The following is a 26,416-nucleotide window of genomic DNA, read 5'->3' on the forward strand; positions in this document are numbered from 1 at the left end:
ACAACGTTATCTTAATATGAGTATTCTATAGAGCTATAAACTAAATCCTATCGATTATTTTTGAGAAGCAAAATCGTAATTATGAAAAATGCAATTCTAATTTTACTTATCTCCATAGGATTTTTATCCTGTAAATCAGGTAATGAATCTGCTGTTGAAAAACAACAAGAAGAGACCGCATACTTCGACTGGAGTGCCGCAAATGTTTACTTCTTACTCACTGACAGATTCAATAATGGAGATAAATCAAACGATACGATTATCAAAAGAGATCAAGAAACAGGTAAGCTACGTGGTTTTAAAGGTGGCGATTTTGCTGGAATCATTGATAAAATAGAGGAAGGATATTTTACAGATTTAGGAGTTGACGCAATATGGCTCACACCTATCTGGGAACAAATCCACGATGGAGTAGATGAAGGAACAGGATATTCTTATGCATTTCATGGTTACTGGGCAAAAGATTGGACCGCTGTAGAACCTAGTTATGGAACGATGGAAGAATTTCAAACACTGGTTCAAAAAGCACACGATAAAAACATAAGAATCTTACTAGACGTAGTAATAAACCACACAGGTCCTGTGACAGCAATGGATCCAGTATGGCCAGCAGATTGGGTACGCACTGGTCCTGGATGTACCTATCAAGATCAAGAAACAGCTGTAACCTGCACACTTACAAACAACCTTCCTGACATAAAAACTGAAAGCACTAATGAAGTAGCACTGCCACAACATCTAGTAGAAAAATGGAAAAATGAAGGTCGTTACGAGCAAGAACTCGCAGAGCTAGACGTATTTTTTGAACGTTCAGGATTACCACGCACACCAGTGAATTACATCATTAAATGGGTAACAGATTACGCTCGAGAAACTGGTGTGGATGGATTCAGAATCGATACTGTAAAACATGTTGAGGAAGAAGTATGGCAAGTCTTTAATGAACAAGCTCGACTAGCCTATAAAGATTGGAAAACCGCAAATCCAGATAAGCAAATTCACAATGATGAGTTTTTCATTTTAGGTGAACTATATGGCTATGAGGCAAGTGGTGGAAGAAATTATTATTTTAATGAAAATCCTGTAGATTATTTTGACTATGGTTATGATGCTATGATCAACTTTGGGTTTAAAAGACATGCTATTGCGCCTTATAAGGAACTCTTTAAAAGGTACGATGGATTCAGAGATAGTTTATTGTTAGAAAAGCCAAATGATCCAGCTTATTTGATGAATTATATAAGCAGTCATGATGATGGTCAACCGTTTGACGCATCAAGAGAACGTACTTATGAAAGTGCTACTAAGTTGTTGCTTACTCTAGGAATGTCACAAATTTATTATGGAGATGAGTCTGCTCGTTCTTTAGTAATTGAAGGAACACAAGGAGATGCGACGTTGCGTTCTATGATGAATTGGGCAACTATAAATAAAGGTTTATTAAATCACTGGCAAAAACTAGGGCAATATCGCAGTAATCATCCAGCAGTAGGAGCAGGCGAGCACCATTCACTAGAACATTCTGGTAATGGAACTTTATTTGGTCGCTGGTATGATAAAAATGGACATCAAGATAAAATTCTTGCTGGAGCTGGTTTAAAAGATGGACCGCTTACCATCGATGTGACAAAAGTATTCCCAGGAAGTTCTCAATTAAGAAACGCATATACTGAAAAAAAACTTGAGATTAAAGATGGAAAAGTGACCGTTCAAGTAATGAATGGAGTTGTGTTACTGGAAGAAATTGAATAACCACGCTTTCGCGAAAGCGTAACTTCAAAATCATCTTTCAATACTTTATCTTTAAACTCTTAACCAAGAATAAAGATGAAGTATTTTTTTTATGCATTATTAGCCATAGGAGTTAGCAGTTGTAATGATGTAACAAACAAGCAAGAGAATCAAGTTAATCCAGATAACGTGATCGTGGAAGTTGAGGATAAAATCCCTACACCGCAACTCAACCTGCAACAGGCAAACAACCTTGCTCAATTACCGCTACATTGCATAGAAACAGAGTATCCCAACAAAATGGGACACGTCACTGCTGCACCAGAAGATCAAAAACGCCCAACAGAACAGCATCCAGTATTTTATGGGTGTTTTGACTGGCATAGTGCTGTTCATGGTTACTGGAGTGCGGTTACTTTATTAAAGCAATTTCCAGAACTAGAAGCAAGAGAAGAATTACTTTCTAAAATCAAACGCAATCTCACCGCAAAAAATATAGAAGTAGAAATCGCTTATCTCCATACAGAGAATAACAAAACCTTTGAACGCACATATGGCTGGGCATGGTTGCTTAAACTTCAACAAGAACTAGATACTTGGGAAGATGCACAAGGAAAAGAATTTGCTCTAATCCTTCAACCACTAACTGATGTGGTCGTGGAACGCTATACAGAATATCTTCCTAAACTTAATTATGCCATAAGAGTAGGAGAGCATTCTAACACGGCATTTGGGATGGCATTTGCTTGGGATTATGCTACTCATGCTAACAAGACCGCTTTAAAAAATGCTATAGAATCTAAAGCCAAAGAATTTTACAAAAACGATACTGATTGCCCTATTTCTTGGGAACCTAGTGGTTATGATTTCTTATCACCATGTCTGGAAGAAGTAGATATCATGAGAAGAATATTACCAGAAACTGAGTTTCATTCTTGGGTAAATAAGTTTCTACCTAAAATAAGTAATGGGAAACTAGACATTGAAATCGGTAAGGTGTCTGATCGTAGTGATGGGAAATTAGTTCATATAGATGGACTTAACCTGAGTCGAGCATGGGTACTTTATGGACTCGCTGCTCAATATCCACAATACAATAACCTTACTGAAATAGCAGATGCTCATATTACCAACACACTACCCAATCTAGTTGCAGACGATTATGCCGGCGGACACTGGCTGGGAAGTTTTGCTATTTATGCGTTGCAAAATGCTCAGAATGTTCAATAAGATTTTTAAAAATATAGGTCCTGGAACTTTAGTTGCAGCAGCATTTATAGGTCCAGGAACAGTAACGGTTTGCACTATTGCTGGAGCAAATTATGGATACAGCCTTTTATGGGCAATGCTACTTTCCATTTTTGCAACCATAGTATTGCAAGAAATGGCTGCTCGATTAGGGTTAGTAACCAGTAAAGGATTACCAGAGATTTTAAGAAGTGCTATTTCAAATAAGCTTATAAGAGTGGTGCTCATCATTTTAGTTCTTGCAGCCATAGCAGTAGGTAATACCGCTTATGAAGCAGGAAATATTAGTGGTGGCGTTTTGGGACTTCAGATTATCTTTGGGGAACAATGGTATTTTCCGCTCATTTTAGGAGCTATAGCATTTGGCCTCTTATTTATAGGGAACTATAAAATATTGGAAAAGGTACTGATTACTCTCGTAGTCATTATGGGAATATCGTTCATTGCTACAGCAATTGCAATAGGTCCAGACGTAACACAAGTTTTCAAAGGACTTTTTACACCACAGATTAATAGCGATAATATTCTCACGATTGTAGGTTTGATAGGAACTACAGTGGTTCCATATAATCTTTTTTTACACGCTTCATTAGTGAGCGAAAAATGGAAACAACCCAGTGATTTAAGTGCGGTAAGAAAAGATACGGTGATCAGCGTTATCTTAGGTGGATTAGTATCTATGTGTATCATTATTGCAGCAACGGCATTACAAGAGACTAAAGTTTCCAGTGGAACAGATATTGCACGTGCACTGGAACCTGTTTTTGGTACAGCTTCTACTTATGTTTTTTCTATTGGCATTCTAGCAGCTGGAATAACAAGTGCTATTACAGCACCGCTCGCTGCGGCTTATGTAGTAAAAGGTTGTCTAGGCTGGAAAGGAACTATGAAGAGTTGGTCCTTCAGAGCAGTGTGGATGATCATTTTATCAATAGGTATTTTGTTTTCAAGTTTAGGATTTAAACCGCTGGATATCATTACGTTTGCTCAAATAGCAAATGGACTTCTTCTTCCTATTATAGCCATTCTATTACTTTGGCTAGTAAATCAAAAGTTACTCGGGAAATATCAAAATAAAACATGGCAAAATGCGATGGCTTTTGTAGTTATAATCATTGCTATTGGGCTAGGAGCAAAAACTTTACTAAAAGTGTTTGAAGTGATATGATTGTCATTGATTTAAATATGGACCTAGGAGAAGGAATGGCAATAGACGCTCAAGTTATGCCTTTTATCAGCTCTTGTAATATCGCTTGTGGTGGTCATTATGGTGATGAGAACTCTATTAAAACAGCCTTACTTTTGGCTCAACAACTTGGTGTAAAAGCAGGTGCACATCCATCTTTTGAAGATCGAGAAAACTTTGGTAGAAAGCACTTGGATTGGGATGAATCACGCTTTTGCAAAAGCGTATTAAAACAAATTAAAACCTTCCATAATGTCGCTCAAGAGCTTGACATTCCCATGAGTCATATTAAAATGCATGGAGCGTTGTATCATGCCACGGCAAATCAACCTGATTTTGTTCAATGGACTGTTGACCTTATGAAAACTTATTTTCAGAAAATTCCGCTATTTGTTCCTTATAACTCTTTGCTTGAAAAAGAGATGAATAAAAGTGACTTACTGCACATCACAGAAGCGTTTGCAGATCGACGATATCATGCTGCTGGAACACTAGTTTCTAGGCTGCATGAAAATGCAGTTATTAGCGATGTCCCAAAACTTATCAATCAGCTAGCGATGATGGTATATGAAAAAAAGGTGCTCTCGGTAGAAGAAAACGATATAGAAATGAATGCTCAAACCTATTGCATTCATGGAGATAATGAGCAAATAGTAAATCGTTTTCATGAAGTCATTGCGTCACTTAAAATCAACGGTATTCAAATTGGGTAATTCCATCACATATCATCAAATGAATGAGAATAGCCTTCTCATTACATTTTATACTACACAAGATACCATCATTCAATGGCGACGCAGCGCAGCTAATTTAATCACTAAATCATTTGGTAATGAAGTGGTTATAAACCATGGATTTGATTCTATACTGGTGCTATGGAAGTCTCAATCATTAAAATCTGAGATGATATCTTCTATAAAAAACTCACTGAATGAAGAGCAAGAAAAAGAATCGTTAGAAGGTGTTTTGTGGAAATTACCTGTCTATTATGATAAAACAAGTTCTGATATGACCACTGTATGTGAGTACCTAAATCTAGATGTTGATGAAGTAATCCAAATTCATAAAAATTCGATTTATACAGTTTCATTCATAGGGTTTTTGCCTGGATTTCCATATTTAGATGGATTAGATAATCGATTAATGATACCACGTAAATCAAAACCATCGTTGCAAGTAGAATCGGGTAGTGTGGCTATTGCGGCTGGCGTGTGCGGTATTTATCCTCAAAATAGTCCTGGTGGATGGTATGTTCTTGGAAATTGTCCTGTTCCATTATTTAATAAAGAACGAGCACAACCATTTCTTTTACAAACGATGGATGAAGTACAGTTTTATGAAGTTGATAAAATCGTTATTGAGAATTGGACTACTCATGATTCACTGGATTTAATAAAGAGAACAATCCATGGCTAGAATGACAGTATTAGACGCTGGTTTTTTTATGACCATTCAGGATCAAGGACGCATCTCTCATCGAGATTATGGTGTTCCGCAAAGTGGTGCTATGGACCAATCGAGTTTTACGGAATCTAATCGATTATTATCTAATTCACTAAATACTCCAGTACTAGAAATGACCATGCGTGGTGGGAAGTTCATGTTTTCTCAACCTACAACTATTGCTATCACTGGTGCAACATGTGAAGTTATTCATGATTCACAAGTTTTATTAAGTCCGTGTGTACTAAATATTAAAACGGGTGACGTGTTAGAGATAGGTGCTGCTCAAGATGGTAATTTTATTTATTTGGCTATTGCTGGCGGATTTCAAGTAGATTCCTGCTTTGAAAGTTCTTCTTATTATCCTAAGATTTTAGACCAATCTTTAATTAAAAAAGGAAATCATTTAGAATATGAATCGCAGCAAAATGCCCTTGTAAATAGTAGGTGTAAAAGTAATCATTACGCAAAAGCCTTAACAGCTTTTAAAGGTCCAGAATTTCATTTATTAGATAGAGAACATCAATTGAGATTATTGAATAATTCCTTTTCCATTTCTAAGCAATGGAACCGTATGGCGTTTCAATTAGAAGAATTGATAATGAACGATTTAGAATCTATTAAAAGCAGTCCTGTATTACCAGGAACGATTCAATTAACTCCACAAGGTAAACTCATTATTTTAATGCGTGATGCACAAACCACTGGTGGATATCCACGTATTTTGCAGCTTGCTGATGATTCAATCTCATTCCTATCCCAATTCACCGTAGATAAAAAAATAGATTTCAGAATTAAAGCTTTTTAGTTAAACTATAATTAATCATTGTGGTTATTTATTGAATAGATGGTTAATTCGTATTCTATTATGAAAATAACTGCTACAACTCGAGAAACCTTTAAATGGAAACATCTACCATCATTGTTATGGGAAAGTGCCAAAAAATGGAACGATGATGACGTATGGCAGCTGGGTGCTAGTGTTGCTTATTATGCTATTCTCGCACTTCCAGGTTTGATGGTAATCATGATTAACGTTATAAGTACCGTATGGGATACTGAGATCGCAACAGGAAGACTTACTAATGGACTTACTTCGCTTATAGGTTATGATGCCGCGGCAGATTTAACCGGAATCCTGCAAGCTGCTCGTATAGACAGTGATAGTTTTTTTGCAAATGTTATTGGTGTTTTGACATTAGTTTTTGCAGCGACAGGTGTTTTTTATCAATTACAGTTGGCTCTAAACAAAATCTGGAAGCTTAAAATTAATCCCAAAACACCATGGTGGAAAATCATTACGGACCGTGTGAAGAGTTTTGGATTTATTTTAGTTCTTGGTTTTTTAATTTTAATCAGTTTTGTCCTTTCAGCAGTAATTGCAATTCTTCAAGATTGGATTCAAGCAAATATTGCCGAATACCTAGGTATGCTTGCTCTAGCGATCAATTTTTTAATTTCGTTAATCATCATTTCTTTTTTGTTTGGGTTGATGTTTAGATTCCTGCCAGACGCTCGCCTCAAATGGAAAATGGTATGGCCTGGAGCAATACTTACTGGATTGTTATTTGAAACTGGTAAGTTTTTATTAGAAATTTATTTCACACAATCGTCTCCAGCAAGTGCTTATGGTGCCGCTGGAATTATTATTATACTACTACTTTGGGTTTCTTATTCCTGCTTGATTTTATTTTATGGAGCAGAGTTTATTCTAGTTTATGTGAATAGATATGGTGACGGCATTTTACCTAGTTCTAAGGCTCTTAAGTATAAAGAGGAACTTGTAATCGTGGATAAAGGTGAAGAAGTGACTCATGCAGAAATTGAGGAACTTATCGAGTCAGATGAGTCTAATATTGTGGAGGAACTATAAGCTTGGTTATGTTACGCTTTCGCGAAAGCGTGATTTCACTAACTAAATAACTCTAAAAACGCTTGTTTGTAAGTCTTAGTAATAGGAACTCTATAATCTTCTCCTATAACTACGTAGCCTTCATTTTCAAACGCTCTCACGGCCTTGATATTAACGATATGGGATTTATGACACTTGAAAAAATAGTCGTCCAGATAATCACTGAATTTCCCTAAGCTGTATGAACTAGTTAGCGTTTTACCGTCCATAAGGTGGATTTTTGTGTAACCATCATAACCTTCGAGGTGAATAACTTCTTCCTGTGGTATAAAAGAGATTCCTTTTTGAGTAGGAACTTTTAATTTATGATCTCGATCTATAATTTTATTGAGTAGTTCAACGAGATTTGCGTTTTGGTCTGCATTTTCTTTTTCTATGTTAAGAATCGCTTTTTCAATAGCATCTTTAAGTTCTTTATTATCTACTGGTTTAAGAATGTAATCTACCGCATTTTTTTTGATTGCTTCAAGAGCATATTCTCCATAAGCGGTGGAGAAAATTACTTGAGATTTTAATTCTTCAATGCTGTTGAGTAATTCAAAACCATTGAGTCCAGGCATTTGTATATCTAGAAAAAGAATATCAGGTGCGTGAAGGTTGATCGCTTTAAGCGCTTCTTTAGGATCTTGATATGTGGCAATGACCTCAATTTTATCACTTACTTTCTCGATCTTTTTTTTAAGATTCTGTAGAGCAGTGTGCTCGTCATCTACCAGTATGGCTTTATAAATTTTCATTGTTTATTTTTTTAAGATCAAATATGACTTCATGACCTGGATGAGTAGCATCTTGAGACGCTGCAGCTCTTTGCAATTGAATTTCCCACAGCCCAGACGCTCTCAAATATTTCAATCGATCATCAAGAACAGATGATGATTTATAACGATTATCGTCTTTATTGAACTTCATTCCTACACCATCATCTATGATATGTATTTTAATGCGATCTTTATCTAGTCGTTTAAATTTCACGATTACTTTTCCTGCTGTGGATTTATTAAATATTCCGTGATTTACTGCGTTTTCCACGATAGGCTGCAATAACATGCTAGGTAATTTATCGTGAATATCTAGAACAGGATCGACTATGATTTCATAACTTAATTTGCTTTTAAATCTCAATTTTTCAAGATCTAGATAGTTTTTTAAAAGCTCTATTTCTCTTTCAACAGTGATATATTGTTCTTTACTTAATTCAAAGAATTCTCTAACCAGTCTTGAAAATTTCACTAGATATTTATCTGATGTTTCAAAGTCATTCTCATTGATGTAATACTGAATTGCCGTCAAGGAATTAAATACAAAATGCGGATTCATCTGTGAGCGCAATGCCTTGAGTTGTAGTTCTGATAGTTTTTGAGATTGTAATAATTCCTTATTTTTCTTTTCTTGAGATTTTTTAGTAAGATATTTAGTGATAAAAACGACCGCTGTTATAAGGCTTAATAAACTCAAGATATAAAACCACCAGGCTTGATACCATTTAGGCTCGATTGTAAAATCTATAGATTTTGTAACGTTTTCGCCGCGCAATTGCAGCTGGTAGGAACCAGGTCCTAAATCTGAAAAACTCAGGTTTGAAGAGTTAGTCGTTACCCAATCTGTCTGGTTAGGAGCTAGTTTAAAATCATAATGTAGATTCTGATTATTGCGATAATCTAAACTTTTTACCACAAAGCGTGTTACCGTATTTTCACTGTAAGTTACGGTATTGTTTTGTGTTAAATTCTCCTCTTGATAGTTACCCGATTCTATATATAAGTCCAGTAATCCTTGTTCTGACTTATAATCTATAGGTAAGTGGATGATTCCCTTATTTGTGGCAATCATTAATTTATCATCTAATTTTAAAACGCCATTAATTTTATGAGTAGGTAGTCCATTTGTATTATTCCATCTGTTTCTTAGTAAAAATGTTTGGTCTACGTATTCATAATGGTAAATCCCTTGGTTAGTTGGTACATACAATTGATTGTCTTGAAAAAACGGGTTATTAGCCTTGAGAAATTCACTGCCATCAAGCAATTCTATGGTCTCAAGATCAGTTAGATAAATACCGTAACCAGACGTAGATACTAACATCTGATGATCATTAATAGTTTTTAAATCTATCACGGGTTTATCAAAATTTGCTAAAGCCGGAATTTTTTCAAACTTTTCATTTTCTAATTGGTATAGACCATTTGAAACACCTACAATTAATTCATCTTTGAAGGATACTTCACAACGTGCGCTTCCTAGATACCATGATTCTAATTCTTCAAGACTATATGGAGCAAGTCGTTTAATGCCTGCTGTGAAATGACTATAAAGATAACCATCATGATAATCCAAGGAGCGAGCACTTTCATTAACCACATTAAACTCATGGTTAATTTGTTTACCATCTGTTATGGTGTAGATATTTTTTTTAGTAAAAAAATAGGAGGAATTAGTTTGAGGTAAATATATCGCATCATACAGAAAATGATTGTTATCAATGAAGGATTCAAAGGTTTTTAATCCTTCATTATATTTATAGAATCCTTTTTCTTCAACTAGTGCGATTACATCGTTATCAACATATTTAATGTCTTTAATTTTATAAGTATCTAGCTCAGTAGTGATATTTTTTTCATTGAGTGCGTGTTTATAAATTCCACTATTAAAAGTTGCAATCCACACCGTATTTTCTTTATCGATAAATGAATAATGTGAATTGAGTTCTTTGGGAATGTGAATAAGAGATTCAGGTTTTAATTCATTATTTAAAAAGGTAACCACGTGCTCTCCAGTGAATTGAATTCGGTTATTTGCTAGGTGAATTCTAGCATATTTTAAAGATGTTACACCTAGTTCATTTTCATAAGAATACTGCTTAAGTTTTAAGTTGTTTAAGTCTACATAATTGTAGGACATTTTATTATTGATAACATATAAACTATCAGTAAGCTGACCTCTAGAATAACTATCTATTCTAGTAATTGAGTCTACAAAGGTGTGAGTTTTGTTTTCAGGTGTTATGGCTGTTATGCGTCCAGAATTTGCTTGAGAACTACTTAACTTATTAAAATCTTTATGAATGACACTAGAGATAAGCACTTTATGGTCCGTGTTTTCAAATTCTTGTTGTTCCCATTGATTCTCATCGTTAAGCAAGTAAGAGTGAAAAGTTCCTGATGGAATAAGCTGGTCTCCAGTAAAACCTGTGTAAATAGGATCCATAGTAATATCCTCATCTACATTTTTAAAATCATGCACCTGATCGTGAAGAATGTATCCCATACTGGTACTTTTTGCGATGTACCATAACTTCCCATCATTTCCTGGAAAAATGTTCCATATATCATTAGTAGGCAACCCATCTCGAGTAGTGAATATTTTAAATTCTGAGCCGTTATATTTTACGAGACCTTCATCAGTTGCGATCCATATAAACCCATCTACATCTTGTGTGATTTTATAAACATGATTGCTCGGTAAACCATCTTTCTCAGAATAGTTGACATAGGATTGCCCAGCGCTCCAGTAAAAGGCACTTAATAAAACTATGAGAAGCCATGTTTTCTTCATTGTCACTAAAGTACTACTTAATGCTCACTTCTTTGCTCAATTTAGACTGTCCACCATCAGTAGTAAATACTTTTATGGCATAGGTACTTTTGTTTTTCTCGCTTTCGCGAAAGCGTAATTCTAAACTCCTGCCATGTTGTACAAACTGCCCGTTTTTATTCTTCTTGTAAATAACAAAATAAGTGTCTTTATTCAAGTTCTTATAAGACCAAGTTATATCTACCCGACCATCACGCGAGTTGATTTTGAGATTCTCTACAGGTGGTCTCACACCAGTGTCATAGGTCTTTCCTTGCACTGGAACCGCATATTGTGAGAAGTTATCACTATCATCTATAGCTCGCATACTGTAGTAGTAGGTGGTTCCTTTTTCTACTCGGTTATCGATAAAGCTATTTTGGTCGTTCTCAAATATTTGATATTTTTCCCATGGAGCTTTCAAATCGGTTTTACGATATAGAATTTGTTCTTTTACGTCCATACTTTTACTTAAAACAAATTGTAACTCGATTTGCTTTTCGGTAGATTTTATTTTCTTGAAAACTGGAGTAGTAGGAGCAATCTTATCGGGTCTTTTTACCTTTAGAATCTCTGAAAATTCTGATGTATTATGATTAAAATCCAGCGCTTCAACTCTGTAATAAATGTAAGGAGTTAAAGATTTTAAAGTAACGGTATCTCTATAAGTAGTTTGCACTTTTCTATCCATACTATCGATGGATAAAAACCCTTCTTTAATGGCCGAAAATTCATGTTCGCTAGCATTTGAACGGTATAGTCTATAACCCATCAAATCGCTCTCAGGATTTTCCTTAATATCGATAGTAACTATTCCAGTCGAGTCGATTTTTCCTTTGATAAATATAGGTTTAGTAGGAGGAATGCTGTCTATTAAGGTCACAGATACTGGATACGAGGAACTGATATTATTTGCAGTATCCACAGCTTGTACTAAATAATAATTAGTCTTGCCCAGTATAAAACTCTTATCTATAAATTTGCGTGCACTCGATGGTAATAGCTTGTCATGCAGTAGTTTAAACTCACCATTGTTTTGATGAGATCTAGAAATCGCAAAACCTTTAAAATCGCCGCCTATAGGAGCATTCATTTTCCATTCCACGTGAACCTCACCAGGTTTTACATGTTGTGGTTGTTTCAAGAAAGGCTGCTGTGGTGCTGTTCTATCTCGTGGCATGGCAGTTACCTCTGCAAATTGCACACGTTCTCCAAAAAGCGTTTGCGCATAAAATCGATACGTATATTTCTGATAATTCACTAAGCTATCTTCATCAAAACCAGTACGTTTAGGGCCATCATAATTAGAACCTCTTATAGCATAAATAGGTGCTTTATTAAGTTTAACATTTTTACCATTTATAGTACGTTCCACATCTACACCACTTAAATCTGGGTGGTCTTTCCATACAAATCCTAGTTGAGTATCACCTGTTTTTACAAAAACTTTGTTTTTCAATGCATTGCCATCTGTAGATGCTTTTATTTGAAAAGGTGCTGATTCCGTTTTATAAATAGCAGACTCTTCTACTAATTTAATTCTATAAGAATAATCGGTGCCATTTTGTACAGATTTGTCGATGTATGAAAAGCCCAAACCTTTTGCCGCCTCAGAATTTTTAATAGCCGTAAGTAATGAAACCATGAGTTGAAAATCCTCAGTCGCTTTTTGATCTTTAAGATCTGAGATACCGCTTGTGAAGTCCATAGAACCACCACTTCCAGCTAGAATGTCTAGATAAAAGTCTTGGGCAAGTTCTATCTCATTACGTTCATCTTCAGTTCTAGCTGCTGCCATTGCTTCTTGCCATTGCGATTCAGTGAATGGTTGAGTGCGCCCAATTTCTACAAAATTACTCGCTGTTCCTGTGGCTCTTTCTATTATAAAACCCGACTTAAACGCTAGGCTCATCGTGCTTTTACGATCAGGGAAAAAACGTAACTCTACGCTATTATTAATAAATCGTCCCTTGGTTTTAATTACTGTGGTTGGTTCTTGTTGCGCTTTCGCGAAAGCAGAAACTAAAAACAAAAAACCTATAAATATGATTGATGGATATTTTTTCATGTCTTTCATTTTAAAATGTTGCAGCGCCAGCAGATACAGCCGTCATAGGACCTGTACTGAATGTTTTAGTAATTGTTTGAGTTACCGGAGTACCGTCGTTTTTAAGTGCGGTAGTCCATCCAGTTCCATTGTATTCTTTTAACACTGCTGTCACAGTAAATTGATATCTGCGATTGTCTTCAAGGTCATTAATTACCGGATCAGGATCTGGTGGTAGGTCATCATAATCATCACTAGGTGTGACTGGATATGAAGTTAAACCTGATGGACCAGCGACTGCAGCTCCAGATAACGCAGATGCCGCACCAGATATACCCATTGCTGGAGAAGATACATATGCAGCTGCAGGAGCTGCAACTCCAAAACTACCAAAACTAGGCGCTGGAGACATTGATAGAACGGCTGGTGCTGCCATTGCAGATCCCATAGGAGGTTTTTTAGTATAAAGATATTCCCCTAGGTTGTTTTGAGATTGGTCAATAGCAACGGTTTCCCATGCTCCAGTAGTTTCATTTTCAATTTTAAAAGATTGAGTTTTCACCATTTTGAATGTGCGCATTTCTACAGTTCCGTTAGATTGCTGTTCACTAACATCAAATACTTCATCTGGATTCAAACCAAATTTTGCAATCACAGGTTGTGTTAAAGGAAACTCTGCACTAGGACTTGCTTTTACATAAGTTATTAATGCATTTGCCTGCTCAGCAGCTGCATCACCTTGGGTTACTGGCGCTCCAGCAGAACCTACAGGATTAGTACAATAAGTCCCATATTCAAAGGATTGATAAAAGTCAAATGAAATCAAATCATCAAATAATCCTACTTCACCTTCAACTGCACCAGCAGCATAAACTGGTTTAGGGAATTCTCCTGTAATCCAAGCTCCTGCTTTTATAGAGGCTAAGTTGATGTGCCATTTTGTACTTCCATTCTTTTTATAACGAGTTACTCCAGCACTAGCAGTACCATACATCCCTAATCCACCTTTTGCTCGATAACCGTTGATACCTAATGGAGTATAGCCACCACAACTACCTACATATTGCATGTAGGATAAATGCAATTCTGCACCGGCAGATAGGTCCCAGTCAAGTACATGTTTCTTTTCACCACTTCCAAAGTTGGTAATTTCATATTCTCCATCTTTATCAAACATGAATCCTATACCTAGAGCAAAGCCTTTTCCTTGAGCCGTATTATCACCTACACCACCGGTACCTGTGGTTCCAGCATAAGGATAATTACCTACTGCATTATAATAATTGTTTTCAAATGTAGTTGTGAATCCTCCAGGATTAGGAATCTTATTACCAAACATGAGGTATTCATATAAAGTAACACCACTAACTTTTACGGTATTAGGATAATCTGGCACACCAAATTTGAAGAACCATTCATTCTTCTTACCATCTATATCTAGAATCAAGTTCATAGGTGATGGAGTGGTAATAGGCGGTGCGTTTATGTTAACATCGGCAGTTAACAGAAAATGCTTGTCTGGGAAGTTATAACTTACTCCTACAGCGCCATCTATTTTTGCTTTAGTACGATCTACTATTTTTGCACCTACATAGAAATCTCCAGTAAAGGCAATATTTGTCATTCCACCACTTCCTGAGAATGCGGCAAGTAAACCTACGTCGGCATTAAAAGTTTCTTCTTTAGGAGTTGTAGCAAGAACAGCATTTGCTCTGAAACCTAATTGGTCATATTCTGGAGTGAACGTAAAATCACTACCGTCTGGTGTTGCGATCATGTTTCTAAATGCGCCACCGCCAAAACCTCTAAACGCCATTCCAGGTAAAAATGTAATTCCTGGAGCAGGGAACGTTGCTGCTGCTTCTACACGCCAGTATCTGTAAGGTCCAGTATGACCATAAGTGGTATTCCCAAACTCGGCCAGCGCACCTACTTTAATTCCACCAGCTTTAAATTCGGCATCTAGAGTTCCTATAAATCCATTTCCATAGATCGGATCGTTATCTCTGAACCCAATAGCACCATTGATTTTTACAGCGGCCATGTCAGCAGAGATACTTATGGAATCTACAACAGCTCCAATTAATTCCGGATCAAAGGTTTTTCCACCGCTGAGTTTAGTATCTGCTATAGCTCCTTCTATACCTAAAGTAGAGCGACCACCTATTTTATCAGATAAGTTGAATATCACATCAAACATGAGTTTACCGTGCATTAACTGATTTCCAGTAGTAGGCATTTGAATAAAGTCAATTTCTTCAATAGTAACAGGGAAATTAGCTACCTTTTTTTGCGGACTTGCAAAAGCCCAAATTCCTTGATCAAAGGTCAATTTATTAGTTGCGAGACTACTATCATAGTCAAAACCTAAACCTTCAAAACCGAGCGACATATTAATTTGATCCACCGGTCCAACAGTGGCATCTTCCCAAGCAAAATCTCCATTGAGGTCCATGGTAAAGGTCTTTTTATCTTTATCAAAGTATCCCGTTAAATTTGAAGTTTCATCTAGTGTGAACTCTCCACCACCAAAAAGATCATTTTGGATAGGTTGATCAGGCTCTAATATGAGTTGAAAATTATTATTCAACGCAGGATCCAGCGGATTATTAAATAGGGCAGTATAAGCTAACGAATTATCAAGTCCGTTTCCTTCATTTACTGGTATAGCAATACGTCCTTCAACTCCAGCTTCTACAAAGTTGCTGGATAATATTTCCAGATAAACACGATCTATACTAGCGACCATATCGGCAACCTCAGCACCGCCAAAAGCGATCAGGTTCTCTACTTCAGCAGTTAACGTGATTCCAGTGTCATCTATAATCATATCATTAATACTCACTTCTATAGGATCGCCACCAGGAGTATTCATTTTATTAGGAGAGAATTTCACCGTTAACTCATCCATATAAAAACCTCTAAATAGATTTGTAGTTTCTCCTGTGTAAATAGGAGGAAAGGTCATTCCAGGCGTATTCAAAGTATCGGCCATGTCCATGGCAATCTCGTCAGCAAGGATGATGAAATCATGAGCTCCAGTATCTGTAGGTGTTCCATCATCTGGATTAGGAATAGTAGCAGAAAGTATAGATTCTTCCAGATTTCCTGTCAGTACTAATCCATCCCAAGCTACTCCAGCACCTACTAGGTTTGCAGTAGATTTTTCAGTTCCGTCTATTTCATCTACAGGAATTAACCATTCTCTAGTGAAATCTACATCTAGTTCTACCGCATAGTTTGTAATTCCTGTGCTGCCCCATTCTATATAACAACCAGGACTTGTTCCTGGAACTGGTGCTTTAAATGTAAATGTGATTTTATTGTTTACATTTCCTAGGGTAATATCTTCCAGTAATTCAAGTCTTTCTGGCGGCCATACTGGTGCTGCAGGATGAAAATCTGTGTCACAAGCTTTAAATCCTAGGACTTGATCTGGATTCACATCTGGCTGAAATTGTTTGATGACCAGCAAGTTAAATTCAGACTTAGTTGGTTTGAATACCATGGAACTCACAGCTATGATATCTCCACTTGGAAAGTTGATTCCAAATGGCGCTTCTAATGGTGCAAGAAATGGTAAGGCTGGTGTATAATCTACAATTTCACCATCAGTAGTTAACCAGGCTTGGATGTCCTCAGCATTATCGTGTCCCATTCCTACACATCCATACGGATATGCCGGAGCAGTATCTGCTACTACCACAGTGATTTCTCCAGAGACTAGATTAGCATCGGCATCAACGGTAATGTCTGTGAATTCTACAGCGACGTTTGCTAGTAACCATGGAATATGTGTAACTCCAGTTCCTGAGAATGGTCCATCACCTGTTATGGTATCTACTATAATTTCAAATTCTCCTTGACCATCTACATGTTCTCCAGCAAATAGTGTGTCTCCAGCAGCAAGATCTCCATCGCCTACTGCAGGTGTGTTGAGTTCTAACCATTCTTCAGGAACAGGCAAACAAATGGTAGTAACACACGCCTGACCATCACTAGAAGGAAATAAAGGCGTTATTGAAAACGTGACGCAAAGTTCTTCTGGTATTTGATGCTCATCGGCATCATATGTATGTGTAAAAGGACCTGAATTGACGATAGATTCTTCATCATGTTCTTCATCCCAGTTAATAGTTACATCCATGGAATGAGTGGCAAGACTGTAATTACTATTACAGTTTAATAAATAATCTCGATACGCTATGATTCCGCCAAAGAGGATTTCTCTAGGTTCTTCAACTGCATCTGGTCTTAAAAGGGTAAGCTCTGGCTCATCAAGTGCTGTATCATCATCACATTCACATTCTTCAGTTCCATTAATAGCATTATAAGCATCATGTGGTACAGGAACATCTTGAGTGAAATAACAATCTATATCGGCATTTGGGTTTACGATATGAAAAGTAACTGTTACAAATTCGGGAAGTGGTTCCTCATCATCATCCAGTTCTGTAAACATATGAGTGTTACTTGGATCGTTCATAGCATCTGGAATGTGCCATTGATGCGTTACTGTTCCTGTAAAGAATCCTGATTGATAATTATATTCAGGATGACCATCCATATTTTCATCACCATCAAATTGCTCTTGAGAAGCCATACAGTCTATGATGGATTGTAAAGCGGCTGGCGAACCTGGAATGGTAAGTGTGTGTTCATCTCCTGCACCATTCACTTCATATTCCATAGTTAAGTCTGGAATAGAAACACTGCTGTTATCAAGACAGGCACATTCTTCGTCATTATCATTAGAGCCATTTTCAAGATTTTCTTGAGCTTCTTCTAAAAGATCTTTAATCAAGTCCAATTGCTCTTGTGGAATATCTTTACATATGGTAATGCTACATGTTAATTCTTGAAAAGTTTTATCAGTGACTTCGATTGTGATACATACCTCTTTAGGAATTGTAAATCCGCCAGCTAGAGCCATTCCCACGTAGTTATGATCTGCTATGTTGCCCGGTTGTGTATCATAATTAGAGACATCACCCCAATCAAAAACTGTTGTTACAGCATATTCATTAAAATCATAAGTTCCATTTGTCACTTGCGATAAGTACGTAAGCCTTAATGCATCTAAGGCAAGAATAACTACAGTTTCAGGATGATCAGGATACATCGCTTGATAAATAAATATGTCTAGTAAGGCTTGCTCATCCCCATTTTCACAGTCTAAGGCATTTTTATGAGATTGATAAAACGCTTCTTGATCTTCTTCTTTTTTCTCTTTTTTATCCAATCCATCTTGATAGAATGTATCGGCAATATCCTCCATGTCATTTCTCAAGTTTTTATCTAGATCTAGACAAAACGTATGAGAGCACATCGTAGGAACACCATCAACGAGTACTTCAACTTCGATTGTGAAACATATATTTTTAGGACATTTAGGCTTTTCTTCATTTTGAATATCATAGAAACTGAGAGTTTCTGTCCAAGAACTTATTCCAGAAGTATGACTTATAATATTAGACCAATCTGTAGTTACAGTCTCATAACAATTTGATGTAAGTCCTAGATAACCGCAATATGTGTCTAGTGCTATATCTAATCCATTAATTACTAATTTATCGTTCACTATTGATGGACTTAAGTGATTTGTAAATAAGTCATTAGGCATGCTACAATCAACTCCACCAGATTTATCATTACCTCTATTACCACCATCACCACTTTTATTATTCCCACGTATCATAAAAACCCCATAATCCACAAAACCATTGTTCTGAGCTCTATAGGTATTTCCTTCACGAGTCATGGGCTTGATTCCCCAAACGTACTGCTGGTCTTCATCTGGTGCTGGTAAATCGAGTGGCCATATGAATTGAGTTCCTACAGTAACTTCTTCTTCAATAATCGGGTAATTCACGCTGAAGGCTTGACTAGGTGTTTGACCAGGTTGCACCTCACTTACTGCTATTAAATAGCTTATTCCAGTTTGCATGTCTGGTACAGGAACTAGTGGAGTCCATTGAAACATTAAACTGTTAATGAGTAATGGATCGATTACTTTACCACCCACGGGAGAAAGTAATTCTGGCATTTGATAATCTGTAATAATCATAGGACGACAGATCTGCTCAGGTTGTGTGAGACTGCGTCCTTCTCGATCTATTAACTCTATACAAAAACTATAAGAACCTGGTGGCAACATACCAGTACGAGAAATTTGATCTCTAAAACCAGTGTCGACAAATTGGACGGCGTTATAAGGGATCAACTCGTCTGCAAGGAATGTTTCCGTGCCAAAATCTGCTACCATGTATGGAACCGTATTATCAGTCACTAACTTCACATCATTATCGAGCAATAGAGTTACCTTAATTTGATAATCTATTAAAACGCCTGGATTAGGGTTAGTCACGGTTAGAATCGCAAGATTATTACGATTAGTCCATTCACTAAGTTCTGGAGTAGGATTTGAATCTACATTAAGGGTAGCCTGCAATTGAGCATGAGCCCAACTACAGGAAATCATAAACACGAGTACTAATACTATCTTTTTCATAATCCTGTATTTTAAAATCGTTGTTGAATAGAGAACTGAACTCTATTTTGATCAAGCACGGCATTAGGTTTGGAAGTACCGTATTTGAAATTAGTATAGCGATACTGCAGTTTGCATTGCAGTTTTTTAGTCAGTTTATAACCTAGTCTTAGGTTGAGGTTTGTTCTGTAATCTGTGGTGAATCCTGGTACATCTACATGAGCAAGGTTGAATCCTATGGATGGTGTTAATTTTTTATCGAGCATTTTATAACTCGCTACTATTCCATAGTTTAACATGTTGAAATCGCCGGTCGGTAATTGATTTTCGAGATATATTCCTTGCAGCCCTAGGTTGAGAGGCGTTTTTAAAAAGGAAAGATTATAGTTGATCGAGTAGGTGGAGTTTTCTGCTTTCGCGAAAGCGTTACTAACCACATCAAACTGCTCAAAACTGTTCAACGCAACGTTACCAGCAATCAAGTGCATGAATTTCTCACTTTTAATAGTGTAAGCAGGCGAGATGGTAATGGAGTTATTCACCAACTCAATGCGCTGGTTCAATATGTTTGCATCATTATTAAATCCAAAGTTGCTGTAATTGAGGTTTAAGGAAAAAGACTCTGTGACCTGAGCAAATAGATTTGCATTTGAAATCACACGTTGAGAAGATGAGAGTTTAGTGTTGTTTAAATTGTTAGTACGTATCCCAAAACTACCTGTAAGGTTCACTTTACTCTTGAACAATTTCATTCCTGTATTCATTTTATAATCGAGAATATCTCGTTCTACAAAACGATAGCCTACAGGTAAAAAACTAGGTCCTATATATTGAACCTCGCCACCTAGCTGGAATTTATCTCCTTTCCAGTCTATGCGAGAGTTATGTGAGAAGTCGGCAGTGGAACTGGCATTAATGGTAATAAAATCTTCTACAGCAGTCACATATTCATCATCTATGGTTCCTGTGTTCAGTAAATCACTAGTGTAAATAGATCCAGCAGTCTCTGTGCGGAATTGTAGCTTTTTAAAAAGTTTAAACTCTGCATAAGGTGAAATAGTTACTCCTTCAATAGGTTGAATTCCTACTGGAGCAGTGATTACTGAATTTTTATGATCTCTTACACGCACTACATTAACGGTGAATTTTGAACCTTCTAGTTTCCCTACACCTATACGAGCGGTGATGATACTTTGTTCATAAGCACCAGGAACATTCAATAAAAGATCGGGTTCAATCGCGCGTTGAGACTTCCCAACTGCGGCAGATAATATGAAACTTCCAGGATTGATTTCCATTCCTACACCAAAAATGGGAATATCACCGGTAGTCAACGGTGTATAGTTAGGCGTTTGAGTACCGAAGAATCCTTGAGCCCATTTGTACTTAGGATTGATACTTATGTTATTGGCTGGGTTTTGTATATAATCGAGCGCGCTTTCTTCTGGAACGCTGGGTAGGTTGTAAAGAACTTCTTGGTTGGTCACGTTCACACTTATAGGAATGGAGAAGTGTTTACCAAAGTTGATACTCATTTGCGCGTTCAGTCTTAGTAAGTTCTCAGGATATCGAGGACGGAACGTGGCGTAGTTTTCTTGAGAGAATGAATAGTAATCGTAATAAAACCCTAAACTACCAGTTACCTGTACAGGCGACTTTTTATCTTCTTCTTGTGCTGTTAAAGTATTCATCCCTATTAACAACCACAGCAACAATATCAAAACAGTTTTTATAATTTTCCCCATAATCTGTTGATCTTAGATAAAAAGCCACCTTTCCTATTTTTAAAGAGTACAGGCTACTTTAATTAACAAGATGAATTAAAGACTATATGTGAGATTAGACAATGAGCATACAAGCAAATGGCAGTTTCATTCCTTGAAATGCACGTTTGATTCCTTAACAGTTTTTAACAAATTAACATTTCTTAGTTTCTGAGTTAACGACTAATTGAAAAACCTTAAGATTTTGGATATGAGCAGTTTGTAATAAATCTATTACAACTGCTAATTGTAAATATGAAGTTAATTCGCATATACTTAAGAGTATTAGCAGATGACAGGTTGTAACTTGAAAATAAAAAATGAGTACTAAAAACCTACACCAAAAAGAAGCCTTAGAGAAATATCTAGATTTATCTCGTTCTATAAGCACCGCAATGATGTTAACTAATCTGGGTTCTAAACCAGTAGATGCAATCCCTATGACTCCTAAAAGAATAGAGGATGATGGAACGGTTATATTCTTTAGTAAAAGCACCAGTGATCATAACAAGAACATAGAAAATGATGCAGATACCCAATTGATTTTTGGAGATGTGAAAGCCAAAGAATTTTTGAGTGTTTATGGTTCCACAGTAATAACTACTGACGCTGCATTAATTGATGAATTATATGGCAATCTAGATAATAACTGGTTTGACAATAAGAATGACCCGACGCTAACCGTTTTAAAATTTAAACCTAAAAATGCTCAGTATTGGGATACTAAAACTAATGCACTAGTAACGCTAGCAAAATTATCTTACACCGCAATTACTGGTGATAAAACTGAAATAGGAGAAACAGGAAATTTAAATCTATAAACCAACCGCTATGAATATATTTGAAGCATTAAGAAAAGATCATGATGTACAACGAGATCTAATAGATAAATTATTAAAAACCTCTGGTGATACTGAGGAACGCAAGGAGCTTTTTGATAAACTTAAAACAGAACTAGTTACTCATGAAGATGCCGAGGAACGCTATTTCTACATACCGCTAATCGAAGTAGATATGACACAAGAACGTGCTAGACATAGCATTGCCGAACATCATGAAATTGATGAACTCGTTGAAAAGATGGAGGAAACAGATCGCAGTTCTAGTGCGTGGTTAACTTACATGAAAGAGCTTGCACACCAAGTGGAGCATCATCTAGAAGAAGAAGAGCAGGAAATCTTTCAACTTGCAGGAAAGGTTCTTAATGAAAAAGAAAAAGAAACCCTTGCAGGCGAATATCAAAAACATATGAAAGAGAATCGTTAATATTCTAGAACCTTAATAAAAATGCCCGATTTACAAAATCGGGCATTTTTTATAGATAGCTATCATAAGCATTACGATTTGAATCATCGATGACATCGTTATCCTCATAATCATAATCGTTTTCAATAGTTTTACGCTTATAATCGCTGTAGTCTAAAAGTGTAAAATTTGATTTCATGATTTTAATTTTATTTTAAAAATAATTTCTCAACCGATAAAAAATTTAAAATAAAATCTTAATTAAATTATTTTTAACAATACTAACCAGCAAGTGAGATCGATGTAACTAGGCCGTTAAGTTCATCTCCTCATGAATTACATTTTGCTCACCATACTTTTTTAGATAGGCACGTATAATTTGATTCGTATGGAAATTTGCTGCCTTACGGTCTATATAATCTTCACAATCTGATAAGTTAGCGATAGCTGTATGATTATCTATGTAACCGTAACCTTGATACTCACCATCGCGTACTAGGATAAAACAAGATTCTTCATGAGTTCTACCTGGTTGTTTGATGAGGTAATTAGGGTTTTGGTTATGAAGTGATTCAATTGCTTGATTAGCTCTCAAGTTATATAAAGAAACCAGCTCTTCTTTTTTGCAAATTCCTTTACAGGATTTCAATTTGTAATGAGAAGTACAATCTTCCTGCGTTTTAAAACTACAATATCGTGGACATAGATTAAAGTCGGCGCAGAGCTGTTCTAGTTGTTCTACGGCGTGAGCTCTATTATAATGCGTCACTACAGAATAGTCATAAGATTTTACAAGCCCAACCGCAAACTGTATCACACCTAGCTGATTCTTGTAATGCAATATTTGATAAGCCGGTTTTGGCTTTTTTTGAACTACATTAAACTTGGGATAATACTTTTTAATCAAGTCTGATTCTTGAAGTAAAGCCACCAACTCATTTCCTGTCTCGATATGTTCAATATGATGAATCTCTTGACACATGAGATAAGACTTAGAGGTTTTAGAATAGAAATGTGACAGTACTCTTTTACGTAAGCTGATCGCCTTACCTACATAAATAACTTTTTGCGCTCGATCTTTAAAAATATAAACACCTGGAGCATCGGGCAGTTTGTCAAATTGTGAACGATCTAGATGTGGCGGAAATGTTCCTTCCTTAAAAGCTCCTTTTACAAATTTGCTAAAGATTGCTCCATCTTCATCAATAGCGAGTAATTTTTGAAACAATATTACGGTAGCGTCTGTATCACCTTCTGCGCGATGACGGTTGTTTAACGGTATGCCTATGGAATCGCAAAGTTTTCCCAGACTATAAGAACGCTCATCAGGTATTAACTCACGAGATAATCTCACTGTACACACTTTTTTACGCTTGAAATCGTGATTCAGTCTTTTAAACTCATTGCGCAGTACGTTATAATCAAAGTTGACATTATGCGCCACAAAAACACAATCTCTAGTAAATTCCAGAATCTCCTCGGCAACATCTGCAAAAACGGGTGCACTGGCTACCAATTCATTATCGATTCCAGTTAAGGTCGTGATGTAGTCAGGTATCAATACTTCGGGATCTATGAGAGTAGTGTATTTATCAAGAATCTCGCTGCCTTTCATACGCACGATGCATATTTCGGTCATGCGATTACCGCTCATACGGTTTCCCGTAGTTTCTATGTCAACGACACAATATAAGGTCTCAAGGTGATTCAAATTAAATAATATTTGGAAATGTTCCAAAATTATGGAATTATTCCAATTTATTCGCTTTTAAGGTGGATTTTAACATTGTAAACTAAGTAGGCAGTCGGCAGGTTGATTTCAACGGCGCTACGCTTGTTGAAATGTAGTAGGCAGTTTTTAAGTTATCAGTCTCAGTTAACAGTTTTAAATTTAAGCTTTGATTTAAATTTAAGTTTTAAAAACGGTCTTCGAGAACACTTCGACAGGCTCAGTGTGACACCTCAGACCTCGCGGTACATATAAAATTATCAAATTAACATATTAACCCAACAACCCAACAACCCAAAAACCTAGCAATCCAAATTAACTACTACAACTCAACATACTGCAGCCTACTTTGTTCCTTGCCCAGTCTGGTCTTAAGTCGTAGTAATGGTCAAATTCGGGTTGGTCTGTGTATGGATTTTTGAGCATGCGGTACACGTCATTGAGTAATTTGTAATCGCCTTTATCGGCATCGTCTATGACCAGTTGCGCGATGTAGTTTCTCAGCACGTATTTTGGGTTGGTAGCATTCATTTGTTGTTGTTTCGCTTTCGCGAAAGCGGTATCATCAACACCATTCACATCCTGCTCCAGCTGCAATCGTTTCATGTAAGTTTCCAGCCATTCTAGCCAACTCCACTGGTGCGGCTCGCTGAGGTTTTCTAGGTCATAAAAAGCCATGGAAATGGTCACGAAAGCCGTGTTTGCGTCCATTTGTGCATCAACTTGAGCGAGTTCTCTAAAGAAAAGTGTCATATCAGTCTCATGCAATTGCAGGTGATGTTCCAGCGTGGCGATGAGCTCTGCGTCATTTTCTTGAGATGAGGTAAGGCCTATTTTGCTTTTCATCATCGCGAGGTATTGCGATTGATAACTAGCCTTGTAATTATTAAGAATTTCTTCCAGTGCTGGTCCATCGTTGATGAGTTCGTAGAGTGCGTTTGCGAGTTGGAGTAAGTTCCAAAGCCCTATTTCAGGCTGCGCGCCATAACGGTAACGTTTGTGTTGACGGTCAGTCGTGTTAGGAGTCCAGCCGTGTTCATAAGGTTCCAACCAACCGTAAGGTCCATAATCTATGGTAAGTCCTAGAATGGACATATTATCTGTGTTCATCACGCCGTGTACAAAGCCTACACGCTGCCAGTGGATGATCATTTCTAGCGTGCGGTCGGTTACTTCCTGAAAGAATTGTAGGTATTTTGCTTTGCCACTAGCGGTAATGTGCTGGTAGAACGTATCGATAGTATAATCTGTGAGCTGCTGGAGATATTGGTTTTCGCCTTGAGCGGCAGCATATTCAAAGTTCCCAAAACGCAAAAAACTAGGTGCGACCCGACATACCACAGCACCTTTTTCATGCGCTGCGTTTCCATCATATAGCATATCACGCAACACGTCATTTCCACTCAAGGAAAGCGATAGCGATCGAGTCGTGGGAACGCCTAGATAATGCATGGCTTCGCTACATAAATGTTCCCGTATGCTACTGCGCAACACGGCAAATCCATCACCACGACGAGAATATGGAGTAGGACCAGCACCTTTTAACTGGAGTGCCCAGCGATTTTCATTGTGCAATATTTCAAACAAATTAATCGCTCGTCCATCACCTAACTGTCCAGCCCAGTTCCCAAATTGATGTCCTGCATAAGCCATCGCATAAGGAGCTGTTCCATCAGGTAAATTTTGACCAGTAACGAGTTCTTGAAACGCTGTAGATTTCACTTCTTCCTCACTAAAACCCAACTCCTGAGCCAGCTCAGATACATGAATCACTTGCGCATTTTTAAATGCCACCGGTTGTGCCAGCGAGTATGCCGCACCAGTTACCTGGCGTGTGTAATTCTCAGTGATGGGATCTTGAGGTAGTGAATTTGTAAAGCTGTTGTTGATGTGGAGTTTGTGCATGGTGCAAAGGTAGGAAATGGGTGATTGGGTTTTTGGGTTTGTGAGCTGTGAGCTTTGAGTCTTTGAGTTTTTGAGTTTTTGAGTCTGTGAGTCTGTGAGCTTTGAGTCTTTGAGTTTTTGAGCTTTGAGCTTTGAGTTTTTGGGTTG

The 26,416-nt window shown here is 37.0% G+C and carries 17 protein-coding genes; 9 read left to right on the forward strand and 8 right to left on the reverse strand.

Annotated elements, in window-relative coordinates:
* Nucleotides 1-81: 81 nt before the first annotated feature.
* The 7 genes from ACSHWW_RS08690 to ACSHWW_RS08720 all read left to right on the forward strand — a co-directional run bounded on the left by ACSHWW_RS08690 (nt 82) and on the right by ACSHWW_RS08720 (nt 7,481).
* Nucleotides 82-1,752: an alpha-amylase family glycosyl hydrolase gene (locus tag ACSHWW_RS08690; protein ID WP_435682051.1), complete on the forward strand. Its 1,671-nt coding sequence runs from the start codon at nt 82-84 to the stop codon at nt 1,750-1,752.
* Nucleotides 1,753-1,827: 75 nt separating this feature from the next.
* On the forward strand, nt 1,828-2,961 hold the full coding sequence (locus ACSHWW_RS08695; RefSeq protein ID WP_435682052.1) for a DUF2891 domain-containing protein: 1,134 nt from the start codon (nt 1,828-1,830) through the stop codon (nt 2,959-2,961).
* Entirely contained in the window at nt 2,951-4,147 is a 1,197-nt protein-coding gene (locus ACSHWW_RS08700) for an Nramp family divalent metal transporter (RefSeq protein WP_435682053.1), read from the forward strand. The genes ACSHWW_RS08695 and ACSHWW_RS08700 overlap by 11 nt, the downstream gene beginning before the upstream one ends.
* On the forward strand, nt 4,144-4,878 hold the full coding sequence (locus ACSHWW_RS08705; RefSeq protein WP_435682054.1) for a LamB/YcsF family protein: 735 nt from the start codon (nt 4,144-4,146) through the stop codon (nt 4,876-4,878). The genes ACSHWW_RS08700 and ACSHWW_RS08705 overlap by 4 nt, the downstream gene beginning before the upstream one ends.
* Nucleotides 4,832-5,581 (forward strand): 5-oxoprolinase subunit B family protein, encoded by a 750-nt coding sequence (locus tag ACSHWW_RS08710; RefSeq protein WP_435682055.1) that lies wholly within the window; start codon nt 4,832-4,834, stop codon nt 5,579-5,581. Before ACSHWW_RS08705 ends, ACSHWW_RS08710 begins: the two co-directional genes overlap by 47 nt.
* Nucleotides 5,574-6,416, forward strand: coding sequence for a biotin-dependent carboxyltransferase family protein (locus ACSHWW_RS08715; protein ID WP_435682056.1), 843 nt, complete (start codon nt 5,574-5,576; stop codon nt 6,414-6,416). Before ACSHWW_RS08710 ends, ACSHWW_RS08715 begins: the two co-directional genes overlap by 8 nt.
* Nucleotides 6,417-6,476: 60 nt before the next feature.
* A complete protein-coding gene (locus ACSHWW_RS08720; RefSeq protein ID WP_435682057.1) occupies nt 6,477-7,481 on the forward strand; it encodes a YihY/virulence factor BrkB family protein in 1,005 nt (334 codons plus the stop codon).
* Between the two features lie 38 nt (nt 7,482-7,519).
* On the opposite strand, the gene ACSHWW_RS08725 is transcribed toward ACSHWW_RS08720, so the two are convergent.
* Genes ACSHWW_RS08725 through ACSHWW_RS08745 form a run of 5 tightly spaced genes read right to left on the reverse strand, consistent with a single transcriptional unit; the run spans nt 7,520 to nt 21,372 of the window.
* Nucleotides 7,520-8,257 carry a LytR/AlgR family response regulator transcription factor gene (locus tag ACSHWW_RS08725; protein WP_435682058.1) on the reverse strand — a complete coding sequence of 246 codons (738 nt, stop codon included), beginning with the start codon at nt 8,255-8,257 and terminating at the stop codon, nt 7,520-7,522.
* A complete protein-coding gene (locus tag ACSHWW_RS08730) occupies nt 8,244-11,072 on the reverse strand; it encodes a histidine kinase (RefSeq protein WP_435682059.1) in 2,829 nt (942 codons plus the stop codon). The genes ACSHWW_RS08725 and ACSHWW_RS08730 overlap by 14 nt, the downstream gene beginning before the upstream one ends.
* A gap of 13 nt (nt 11,073-11,085) precedes the next feature.
* Nucleotides 11,086-13,158: a fibronectin type III domain-containing protein gene (locus tag ACSHWW_RS08735; RefSeq protein ID WP_435682060.1), complete on the reverse strand. Its 2,073-nt coding sequence runs from the start codon at nt 13,156-13,158 to the stop codon at nt 11,086-11,088.
* Between the two features lie 10 nt (nt 13,159-13,168).
* Nucleotides 13,169-19,648, reverse strand: coding sequence for a hypothetical protein (locus tag ACSHWW_RS08740; protein ID WP_435682061.1), 6,480 nt, complete (start codon nt 19,646-19,648; stop codon nt 13,169-13,171).
* An 11-nt stretch (nt 19,649-19,659) separates the two neighbouring features.
* Entirely contained in the window at nt 19,660-21,372 is a 1,713-nt protein-coding gene (locus tag ACSHWW_RS08745) for a hypothetical protein (RefSeq protein WP_435682062.1), read from the reverse strand.
* A gap of 338 nt (nt 21,373-21,710) precedes the next feature.
* On the opposite strand from ACSHWW_RS08745, the gene ACSHWW_RS08750 reads away from it, so the two are divergent.
* Nucleotides 21,711-22,211: a pyridoxamine 5'-phosphate oxidase family protein gene (locus tag ACSHWW_RS08750; protein ID WP_435682063.1), complete on the forward strand. Its 501-nt coding sequence runs from the start codon at nt 21,711-21,713 to the stop codon at nt 22,209-22,211.
* A 10-nt stretch (nt 22,212-22,221) separates the two neighbouring features.
* Complete coding sequence (locus ACSHWW_RS08755) at nt 22,222-22,656, forward strand: hemerythrin domain-containing protein (protein WP_435682064.1); 435 nt, start codon at nt 22,222-22,224, stop codon at nt 22,654-22,656.
* Between the two features lie 49 nt (nt 22,657-22,705).
* Here the strand turns inward: ACSHWW_RS08755 and ACSHWW_RS08760 are convergent, their stop codons facing one another.
* From ACSHWW_RS08760 to ACSHWW_RS08770, 3 genes are all read right to left on the reverse strand, one after another.
* Nucleotides 22,706-22,834, reverse strand: coding sequence for a hypothetical protein (locus ACSHWW_RS08760; RefSeq protein ID WP_435682065.1), 129 nt, complete (start codon nt 22,832-22,834; stop codon nt 22,706-22,708).
* 108 nt (nt 22,835-22,942) lie between these two features.
* A complete protein-coding gene (locus tag ACSHWW_RS08765) occupies nt 22,943-24,373 on the reverse strand; it encodes an exonuclease domain-containing protein (protein ID WP_435682066.1) in 1,431 nt (476 codons plus the stop codon).
* A 306-nt stretch (nt 24,374-24,679) separates the two neighbouring features.
* Entirely contained in the window at nt 24,680-26,269 is a 1,590-nt protein-coding gene (locus ACSHWW_RS08770; RefSeq protein ID WP_435682067.1) for a protein adenylyltransferase SelO, read from the reverse strand.
* Between the last annotated feature and the right edge of the window lie 147 nt (nt 26,270-26,416).

It is taken from the genome of Nonlabens sp. (genome assembly GCF_051251825.1).
In the GTDB taxonomy this organism is placed as follows: Bacteria; Bacteroidota; Bacteroidia; order Flavobacteriales; family Flavobacteriaceae; genus Nonlabens.